The following is a 9,376-nucleotide window of genomic DNA, read 5'->3' as shown; positions in this document are numbered from 1 at the left end:
CATAATCTTCCATAGCAGAATATAGTATTTCTTCTACTGTTTTTGGTAATCGATGAATTTCGTCAATAAATAAAATCTCTCCCGTTTGTAAGCTACTTAAAATAGCAGATAAATCTCCAGCTTTTTCTAAAATAGCCCCATTAGTAATTTTAATATTTGTCTTTAATTCATTAGCGATAATACGTGCTAAAGTAGTTTTCCCTAAACCTGGAGGTCCATAGAATAAAAGATGATCTAAAGTTTCTTTTCGTTTACGTGAAGCTTGTATATAAATATTTAAAATATGTTTAATATCTTCTTGTCCTGCATATTCTTGTAATGTTTGAGGTCTTAATAAGGTATCTTCGTTTTTGTTTTTTGGGTCTTTTTTATTTTTTAATATTTTTTCCATTTGAATTCCTATTTTTTTAATAATAATTGTAAAGATTCTTTAATCATAAATTCAATATCTTTTTCTGTATTAATTTTATTAATAATAGTATTAATTTGTTTTATGTCAAAACCTAAATTTAATAAAGCATTTTGAACATCTTTTTGTTTAGGATTTAATATATAATTTGTTTTTTTATTTTTATTTTTAGTATTTAGGTACCAAATAATTTGTTGTGCTGTTTTATCACCAATGCCGGGAAATTGTTTTAAAAAATTTATATCATCGGTTTCAATAGCTATTTTAATTTCTGGAAATAATTCTGTTTGTGTAAGAGAAATAGCTATTTTGGGACCTATACCTGGAATAGTAATTATTTGTTTAAAAAAATTTAATAAGTTAACATCTGTAAAACCATATAAATAACGTATATTTTCTTTGATATATAGATAAGTAAATAATTTTACTTTTTGATTTATTTTAAATAAATAAGGGTTGTAAAAACCTATTTCATAACCTATACCATTATTTTCAATAATTATGCTATTATTATTTATTAACTTAATTAAACCTATAATATAGTAATACATATTTTTAATAATTATTTGCTCCTTTTTATCATTTTATTTATTTTTAATTTAAAAATAATGATTAAATTTTAAATAATTTAAATTTTCTAAATTTGTTTAAAATATTAATTTTTTTATTTAAGTATTGATTATTTTCATATTTTTTGAAATTATATGATTATAATGACATATATTTTACTATATTTCTGATTATTAAATATAATTATATTTAGATTATATTATGATTTTTAATAAATTCAGTGGCATCTTTTTTTACTATACTATTTATATTAAAAACTATACTTAAAAAAACTTATAATTAAAATTATTTTATTGTATTCAGTATAAATTATTTTTATTAATGTTGAATTTTAATTTTTAAATAATTAATTTATTAAGAGATTTTTGTTCTATAATATTTTATAGATTATAATATTTTGTATTGTTTTGTAATTATTTATTGATATTATAATAATCGAAATGATTCAATATTTCATTGACAGTAATTATTTTTTATTTTATAATTACTTGAATTAGTATTTTTTTTAAAAATATTTTTTAATTAAATTGCGTTTGGAGTTAGAAAAATGTCAGTTAAAATCCGTTTACAACTTTTTGGTTCTCGTCACAAACCTTTTTATCGTGTGGTAGCTATTGATGCTCATAACAAAAGGAATGGTAAATTTTTAGAAATTTTAGGAAATTATGATCCTTTAAAAGGAGTAATTAATTTAAATTTAGATAAAATTAATTATTGGTTATCTTTGGGTGGTCAACCTACTACTACTGTTAAAAATTTGTGTAAAAAATTTAAAAAAACTCAAATTAGTTAATTTTAGAGATTTTGTTAAAAAAATAAAATAATTTAAGATAAAAAGTTTCAATACGAAATTTGTTTTTTGTTTTTGAACAAGAAAGATTATTTAATAAAACACATGCAGATAGACGTTATAACTATTTTTCCGAATTTCTTTGATTATTTCTTAGATCATTCTATTATTAAAAGAGCTCAAGAAAAAAATAAAGTTATTGTTAAGATACATGATTTAAGGAAATATAGTCATAATAAGCATTTTAAAATAGATGATAAGCCATATAGTGGTGATGCAGGTATGTTATTATCATTCCCACCTTTATATGATTGCTTAGCGAAAATAAAAAAAAATATTAGAATTAAGAATAAAATTATTTTATTATCTCCTCAAGGAAATTTGTTAACTCAATCAAAAGTTAATCAATATGTCAATCATTTTGAACAATTAGTAATTATTTGTGGTAATTATGAAGGTGTTGATGCTAGAATTTTAAATTTTATAGATGAAGAAGTGTCTATTGGAGATTATGTTTTAACTGGCGGCGAAATTGCTTCTTTAGTTTTTATAGATGTTTTAATTAGATTAATACCAGGGGTTATTAATGAAGTTTCTTATTTATCTGATTCGCATCAAAAAGGTTTATTAAAATATCCTCAATATACTAGGCCTTTTGAATATAAAAATTATAAAGTACCTTCAGTTCTTTTATCTGGAGATCATAAAAAAATCTATAAATGGCGTTTAAAAGAAAGTTTAAAAAACACTTTTAAAAAAAGACCAGATTTATTAAAAAACATTGATTTAGATCAGTCTTATCAAGCAATATTAGAAGAGCTTAAAAAAGAAGATGAATTATAAAATGTTTATTTTTTTTGATTATATCTAATTGTAAAAATTTTTATTAAGGAAACGGAAATATTAAGTTATGAAATTAAAAGGTCAAAGTTTAGTTAGATCTATAGAAAATCCAAGTTTTAAAAAAATACCTTTTTTTAAAGTTGGTGATACTGTTAGAATGTTAATTCGACAATCTAATAATGATAGTAAACGTGTTCAAAATTTTTCTGGATTAGTTATTAAGCGTCAGGGTAGCGGTATATCTTCAACTTTTACTGTACGTGCTATTAGATTTGGTGTAGGTGTAGAGCGTACTTTCCCTATTTATTCATCTTCTTTAGAAAATTTAGAAGTTCTTAGTTCGGGTATAGTTCGACGTGCTAAATTATATTACATTCGTCATTTATCATCAAAAGCTGCTAGAATTAAAACTAAACATAAATAAAATTAAATTTAATTAAATTTAAAAATTTTTATTTCATTTTATAAGTGGATTTTATTTGAAAATTGGTTTTATATAATATTGTTAAAAAAATAAATTAAAATTTGGAGATAAAAATGTCTTTGTTTGAAGAATTAAAACGGCGTAATTTAATAAAAGATTGTAGTAATGAATCGGAGTTAATTCATAAATTAAATTATGATACTGTTAATTTTTATTGCGGTTTCGATCCTACAGCTATTTCTTTAACCATAGGGCATTTAGTTCAAATAAATACTATTTTGTTATTATATAATAAAGGTCATACACCTTTTATTTTAATTGGTCAAGCTACTAGTTTAGTTGGTGATCCTAAAGAAACTAAAGAGAGAAATTTATTAATACCACAAGAAGTTGTTAAAAACACTCAAGATATCACTATGCAATTAAAAAGTTTATTACCTCGGAAAAGAGTATATTTTGTTAATAATTATGATTGGCTATCCCAAATTAATTTCTTAGATTTTTTGCGTCAATATGGTAAATTGTTTAATATAAAATATATTTTATCTAAGAAAATTATATCCGAAAGATTAAATAATGAAAGTGCTGGTATTTCTTATACTGAGTTTTCTTACAATTTATTGCAAGCTTTAGATTTTTATCATTTATATTTAAAAAATAATATAATATTACAAATCGGCGGTTCAGATCAATGGGGAAACATTACAAGTGGTTTAGAATTGATTAGAAAATTAATTAATCCTACTCAGTGTAAGCCTTTAGGTATGAGTATCCCTTTATTACTAAATGATCAAGGTGTTAAAATTGGTAAAAGCGAAAAAGGTAATATATGGTTAAATTCAGAATTAACTAGCCCTTATGAAATGTATCAATATTTTTTAAATTTACCTGATAGTCGTGTAATTTTATTTTTAAAACAAATGACTTTAATTACGTTAGATCGCATTAATTATTTAGCATCGGAATTGAAACTTAATCCTCAAAAAAGATTAGCTCAAAAAGAATTATCTAGATATATAGTTTCTTTAGTTCATGGTGAATCAGTTTCTAAAGATTGTGAAAAAGTTAGTTATCTTTTATTTAGTAAAAAAAGATCAGATTTAGCCGAATCAGACTTAAAATTTTTAAAAAAATATTTATTTTGTGTATCTGTTAATAATGATATTACTTTATTAGATGCTTTACTTAAAGGTAAAATGGCTTCTTCTAAAAAAGAAGCTAGATCATTATTGTTATCTCGAAGTATTAAAATTTTTCCTAATTCCCAAGATATTAATGATTCTTTGCATTTGACTACTTTAGTAGCTTTATTTCGAAAATATATTTTAGTGACTAAAAAGAATAAGTTTAATATTTTAATATATTTTTCTTAAATTCTGTTAATATTTATTTATTTAATTAATATTAAATCTTAACAATCAAGAATACGAGTAAATATTATGGTTAATTATTTATTATATCGTGAATTAATTATAACGCATTCACAAAAACCTTGCAATTATGGTTTATTGCCTGTAAATTTTTTTAATCATTGTCTTAGCGAAAAGAAACATAATTTATTATGTGGTGATGAAGTAATATTGCAAATTTTTTTTAATTCTGAAGTTATAACTACAATTCGTCATGAAACTAAAGGCTGTTCTATAATATGCGCTTCGTCATCTTTAATGTCAATTTATTTATCTAATAAAACATTTATACAAAGTTTAAAAGTTATTAATAATTTTGTTAATATGTTGAAAAATAAGCTTTTTGATATTAATGTTCTAGAAAAAGATTTGTTATTATTTCAAACAATTTCGAATTTTCCTAATAAATTTAATTGTGCTAGCATTCCTTGGTTGTTAGCTTTAAATCTAATCAAAAATCATTTGGATAAAATTAAATTAAGTTAAAATTATATTTGTTTAATTTAATATTTCCGAGATCTTATTTAAAGTGAGTTTTAATTTTTTATGATTTTATCATCTAATAATCCTATTTTCAAGAAAATGATGAAGTTATCTTCTAAAAAATATCGAGATTTATACCAAGAATTTATTGTATTTGGTAATCATTTAGTTCAAGAAGCTTTAAAAAAAGGAATAGTATTACATTTATATACTATTAAGCCCGAAAAAGAAGCAGGTTTATTTATTAAAAAATCTTTAATGAAAGCCTTGAATAATAATCATATTTTATATTCTCAAGTGGCTATTTGTAAAATGTTAAAATTTTCTGGATTTAGCGATAAAATACTTATTTTAGATAATATTCAAGATCCTTCTAACGCTGGACTTTTATTAAGAAGTGCTTGTGCTTTTGGTTTTAAAAATATTTTTTTTAGCAATAATAGCGTAGACATTTATAATGAAAAAACTATTCAAGTTAGTCAAGGAGCGATTTTTAATTTAGATTTTTTTCGGGGCGATTTAGCCAATTTTTTGTCATTTTTGAAAAAAAATGATTATTTCGTTATAGGAACTTGTGGACATGAAAATAATTTTTTATCGAATAATTTAATCAATATTTGTTCAAAATATTATAAAATCGCTTTAATCTTAGGAAATGAAGGTCAAGGAATTTCGGTTATTTCTCGTCAAAAATCAGATTATTTGATAGCTATTCCTACTACAAATTTAGTAGAAAGTTTAAATGTAGCTGTAGCTGGTAGTATTATTATGTTTTATATGTGGTTACCCAAGAAGCCTAAATATCCTGTGATTTAACCAATCACCAGTGCGATAAACACTGAAAGGCTAAGAACGGTTCTTTAAAGGAAACAATAAAGAATTATAGCAGTTCTTAAAAGCGGATTACGATGAAGTAGTTAGTCAAAAAGATACCGCCACCGAATGATTCTAAGGATAAGCTTGAAAGGGCCTAAGAAAAAAAGAAGATGTAATAAGCTAACCTGTTTGCAAATTACTAACACCAAACAGTCCAGAAACTATCAACATTTATCAATTGTGTAGGATATTTATCAACGAAAGTAAACCTGGAATCTCACCATTAGTAAATGGTCACTTCCCCTAACGGATTAAGGTAGATATTTAGAGTAACTCGGAGAATCCTAAAAGCTAGTTATTAAATTAACTAATAATGAAATAAAAGTCATTAGGCTCAAGGATAAAGCGACTTTTTAGTAGTCGGAGGAGTAAAACTTAATTTGGAATAATTAAGTTAATCGCCCTCCCAAGATGAAGGTTAACGACCTTTATAGGGCGAAAGAAGTAAGTATTAAATATATGGTAAATTTCTAGTTACTTGGAAACTTACTTTTTCGGAGCTATTTGTAATAAATATGACAAATGATAAATTCTGATATAGAAATGCAAATAATTTATTGATTTTTTAAATTTTCATTAAATTTTTTATTTTTAATCATAACAATTTCTTCTTTATAAATAGGTTTTTTGTTTACAAAAGGTGTCTCTAAAATTTTTGGAATGTTTTCAAACAACGGATAATATATAATTTTTATTAAAGTTTCGAATCCTATTTTTCCGTATCCAATGTTTTCATGACGATCTTTTTTACTACCTAAACAATTTTTAGAATCATTAATATGTATAACAGATAAATATTTTAAATTAATAATTTTATCAAATTTTTTTATTGTATTTTCGAATTGGTTTTTAATATCATAACCAGCATCGAATACATGACAAGTGTCAAAGCAAATAGAAATTCGTGTTTTATCTTCTATTAAATCGATAATATTTTTTAATTCTTCAAAATTAGCTCCAATTTCGTTACCTTTTCCTGCCATAGTTTCTAATGCTATTTTAGTTTTTAAATTAGGAGTATTTCTGAAAATTTTATTAATTCCTTGAGCAATCCAATAAATAGCTTCTGATTTATTTTTGTGTAAATTATTACCTGGATGCAGTACCATTTGAGGAATTTTCATTTGAGAAAATCTATTTAATTCTTGTGTCAGAAAGTTAATAGAAAATTCTCTTTTTTCTAAAGATGGGTTAGCTAAATTAATAATATATGGAGCATGACCTACTAAAAAATTAATGTTAATATTATGGTTTTTCATTTTTAATAAAGTTTTGTGAATATCATCTTTTTCAATAATATTTCTTTGAGCACTTTGAGGAGGACCTGAGTATAACATAAAAGTATTCGAATTAAATGATAAAGCTTGTTCTAAAGCTCCTAAATACATTTTAGGTTTTTTAAATGACACGTGACTACCTATTATTAACATGATATGATATTATTTTACCTTTCTGTTGTAATTGTATTTTTGATTTTCGGATATTTTATTTATATTTAGATTATTGATTATCTATTAAAGAGTATTTATTTTTAGTAAATTTAATTGGTTTAAACGAAATATTTAATTTTTTTTGGATTTTATTTATTAATAATTCGTCTTTTTCTGTCGTTAATATGATTACATCTCCTTTTTTCTCCATTCTACCTGTTCTACCACTACGGTGTTGAAAAAAATCTAAGTTTTTATGTGGTAAATCATAGTGTATTACTAAATCGATATCTAAATCTAAACCCCTGGCCATAATATCACTCGCTATAATATATTGATATTTTGCTTTTTTAATATCATTTATGTATTGTTTACGTTTTTTAGTATTTAATATCGAAGAAAAACAAATAACTTTTAAATTATGTTTTAGCATAGCTTCATAAATTTTAGTTTGTTCTTTGATATTTGAAACAAAAATAATCGAAATATAAGGGTTAATATTTTGTGTTAAATGTATTAAAGTTTTTAATTTTTGTTCTTCTGTAGTTACTAGATTGTAATAATTTAATTTTAATTTATGTTCTTGTGTAGTATTTAAAAATAGATTTTTACCAAAATATTTATCTATAAAAGGTTTTAATTTTTCAGTAATAGAAGCTGATATTATTAAAATTTTAGGATTACATCGAGTTAATATTGCATCTAATAATGACAAAGAATCTTGTTCAAATAACATATCTGCTTCTTCTAAAACTAAAAAAGAAATTTTATGAATTTTTAGTAATTTTTGATTAATAACATATTCATTTAGTTTGTTTAAAGTTGTTATTAATAAAGGGGGTTGTTTTTTTTTAAATTGGTCAGATATTTTTTGTTTATTTACACCGCCATATAAAATTTTAATATTTGCTATTATTTGAGGTTCAATTTTTTTTAACATATTTAATATTTGCCAAGCTAGTTCGTTAGTAGGACTTATTATGATGGCTTGTGTTGTGTTATTTTGCCAATTTATTTTGGATAATATAGGTAACAAATAAGCATGAGTTTTGCCAGTTCCTGTAGGAGCTACACACACTAAATGACAAGGTTTTTCAAAATTATTAAACATTTGTTTTTGAATAGGAGTTATTTTATTAAAATTTAGTTGTTTTAATTTTTGTTTTATATATTGTTTCAATTGAATAAGATTCCTTTTTAAAATTGGTATGAATATTTTTTTATAAGTTAATTTTAATATATGTTAAAATATTATTATCCGTTATTAATATATGAATTAAAGTTCTATTTATAAGATTGTATTATTAACAAGAAATGAATTTATCTTTTTTTATTAAAAAGATTTTATTTTTTAATTATTCATTTTAATAAAAAAATAATTTAAGAGGTTAATAATTTTTTATGATTCGCATTAATAACAAGAAAAAAGCTGATTCTTTAAAGAAAAAAAAATATTGTAATGATCAAACAAAAATATCGCTAAAAACTAATAAAGATAAAAAAAATTTATTATATAAATTTAAAAAAATCAGCAATTTAACTAAGATTATGTCTTTTTTGATTATATTGATTATATTTGTCACTATTGTCGGCATTCCTATAGGTTATTTTATTTATTTAAGTTTGCAGAAATGAATTATATAAATAATATAAAAAAATATAAAAATATATTGTATTAAGTGTTTTTTAAATAAAAGTTTTTTAAATAAAAATTAATATTCATCAGAGCAAGAGTTATTAATAAATAAAAATCCATCGGAAAAAAATATTTTTTTCCGACGGTTTTTTGCTTTAATATTTCTTCTTTGATATTTTTTTAATCTTTTATAATATCTTTATCTAAATTTTTTTTGATGCATTACAATTATTGATTAATTTAATGTTTTTCGTTTTAAGATGATAATTTGTAATTATTTTTGATTAAAAATATTTTTAAAATTTGCTTCTACTTGTTCCCAGTTAATTATATGAAAAAAAGATTCAATATAATCTTGACGACGATTTTGAAAATCTAAATAATAAGCATGCTCCCAGAGATCTAAACCTAAAATAGGGAAACCTAATGTATGAGTTGTATCTTGATTGACGGTTGTTATTATTTCTGATAAATTTTTATCATTAATGATCCACCATATCCAGCCG

Annotated in this window: 12 protein-coding genes; 7 read left to right on the top strand and 5 right to left on the bottom strand. The window is 22.5% G+C overall.

Annotation, left to right across the window (positions count from 1 at the left end):
- Both OC710_RS02080 and ruvA read right to left on the bottom strand, forming a co-directional pair.
- Positions 1-391 (bottom strand): AAA family ATPase (locus tag OC710_RS02080; protein ID WP_304514980.1); only part of this gene is annotated, 391 nt, incomplete at its 3' end.
- 8 nt (positions 392-399) lie between these two features.
- Positions 400-960, bottom strand: a complete 561-nt coding sequence (ruvA, locus tag OC710_RS02075; protein WP_004995019.1) for a Holliday junction branch migration protein RuvA — start codon at positions 958-960, stop codon at positions 400-402.
- Between the two features lie 566 nt (positions 961-1,526).
- Here ruvA and rpsP point away from each other — a divergent pair.
- The 6 genes from rpsP to OC710_RS02045 all read left to right on the top strand — a co-directional run bounded on the left by rpsP (position 1,527) and on the right by OC710_RS02045 (position 5,744).
- Entirely contained in the window at positions 1,527-1,772 is a 246-nt protein-coding gene (gene rpsP, locus OC710_RS02070; protein ID WP_004995014.1) for a 30S ribosomal protein S16, read from the top strand.
- A 102-nt stretch (positions 1,773-1,874) separates the two neighbouring features.
- Positions 1,875-2,612 (top strand): tRNA (guanosine(37)-N1)-methyltransferase TrmD, encoded by a 738-nt coding sequence (gene trmD / locus OC710_RS02065; RefSeq protein ID WP_004995012.1) that lies wholly within the window; start codon positions 1,875-1,877, stop codon positions 2,610-2,612.
- Positions 2,613-2,679: 67 nt separating this feature from the next.
- On the top strand, positions 2,680-3,036 hold the full coding sequence (gene rplS, locus OC710_RS02060) for a 50S ribosomal protein L19 (RefSeq protein WP_004995010.1): 357 nt from the start codon (positions 2,680-2,682) through the stop codon (positions 3,034-3,036).
- A 113-nt stretch (positions 3,037-3,149) separates the two neighbouring features.
- Complete coding sequence (tyrS, locus tag OC710_RS02055) at positions 3,150-4,409, top strand: tyrosine--tRNA ligase (protein ID WP_004995008.1); 1,260 nt, start codon at positions 3,150-3,152, stop codon at positions 4,407-4,409.
- Positions 4,410-4,475: 66 nt separating this feature from the next.
- Positions 4,476-4,931 carry an iron-sulfur cluster assembly scaffold protein gene (locus tag OC710_RS02050; RefSeq protein WP_004995006.1) on the top strand — a complete coding sequence of 152 codons (456 nt, stop codon included), beginning with the start codon at positions 4,476-4,478 and terminating at the stop codon, positions 4,929-4,931.
- A gap of 60 nt (positions 4,932-4,991) precedes the next feature.
- On the top strand, positions 4,992-5,744 hold the full coding sequence (locus OC710_RS02045; protein ID WP_004995002.1) for a TrmH family RNA methyltransferase: 753 nt from the start codon (positions 4,992-4,994) through the stop codon (positions 5,742-5,744).
- Positions 5,745-6,358: 614 nt separating this feature from the next.
- Here OC710_RS02045 and OC710_RS02040 read toward each other — a convergent pair.
- Positions 6,359-7,234, bottom strand: a complete 876-nt coding sequence (locus tag OC710_RS02040; RefSeq protein WP_004995001.1) for a deoxyribonuclease IV — start codon at positions 7,232-7,234, stop codon at positions 6,359-6,361.
- A gap of 70 nt (positions 7,235-7,304) precedes the next feature.
- Entirely contained in the window at positions 7,305-8,414 is a 1,110-nt protein-coding gene (locus OC710_RS02035; protein ID WP_004994999.1) for a DEAD/DEAH box helicase, read from the bottom strand.
- 221 nt (positions 8,415-8,635) lie between these two features.
- Between OC710_RS02035 and OC710_RS02030 the strand changes: the two genes are divergently transcribed.
- Positions 8,636-8,869, top strand: a complete 234-nt coding sequence (locus OC710_RS02030; RefSeq protein WP_004994997.1) for a hypothetical protein — start codon at positions 8,636-8,638, stop codon at positions 8,867-8,869.
- A 275-nt stretch (positions 8,870-9,144) separates the two neighbouring features.
- Here the strand turns inward: OC710_RS02030 and OC710_RS02025 are convergent.
- A partial coding sequence (locus tag OC710_RS02025) for a Fe-Mn family superoxide dismutase (RefSeq protein WP_304514979.1) occupies positions 9,145-9,376 on the bottom strand: 232 nt, incomplete at its 5' end.

This window comes from 'Vigna radiata' phytoplasma (assembly GCF_030586915.1).
Taxonomy (GTDB): domain Bacteria; phylum Bacillota_I; class Bacilli_A; order Acholeplasmatales; family Acholeplasmataceae; genus Phytoplasma; species Phytoplasma australasiaticum.
Note: the sequence above shows the minus strand (reverse complement) of the source record. Positions and strands in the feature narration are given on the sequence as shown.